The sequence below is a fragment of the Photobacterium sp. R1 genome (genome assembly GCF_054600795.1).
This window is the reverse complement of sequence record NZ_BAAHZP010000062.1, coordinates 1-539: the sequence shown is the minus strand read 5'-3', so window position 1 is coordinate 539 and position 539 is coordinate 1. Positions and strand designations below refer to the sequence as shown.

General features: G+C 53.8%; 2 pseudogenes. Both read right to left on the bottom strand.

The features are described from left to right. Window positions 1-79: pseudogene (locus ACYP03_RS23950) on the bottom strand (nitroreductase); the annotation flags it as partial. Window positions 80-196: 117 nt separating this feature from the next. After that, window positions 197-539, bottom strand: a pseudogene (gene fadH / locus ACYP03_RS23945) (NADPH-dependent 2,4-dienoyl-CoA reductase); the annotation flags it as partial.

The window sequence follows — 539 nt, the reverse complement described above, 5'->3', positions numbered from 1 at the left end:
CCAGCGCCTCACCCTGAGGGGCCGGGGCCGTCATTTTAGGCAAAGAGCGACGATTAAGCAGCAGCGACAACGCATCCATAAATTATGTATCCTCGATGATAACGATTCTTGTTAAATACCATACCACATCTGCTCTTCTGAGTAACGGCAACGAAAAGAGGCTCCCTCAGGAGCCTCTTGATCACAGTAGCCGATATCACAGACGGGCGGCCAGCTCTGTTCCCTGGCGGATAACACGTTTTGCGTCCACTTCTCCTGCAAACTCAGCACCGCCAATGACGTGCACATTGATGCCAAGCTCTTTAAGCGGCGCCGACAATTCTTCCACTGAAGTCTGACCGGCACAAAGCACAATATGATCCACCTCCAGCACACGCTGCTGCCCTTCCACACTGATATGCAGGCCTTGCTCATCTATCTTCTCGTAGCTGACACCGGACAGCATTTCCACACCGCGTTTCAGCAACACCTGCTGATGGATCCAGCCTGTCGTCTTACCCGGCCCTTTACCCATCTTGCCCGGACGACGCTGCAACAGC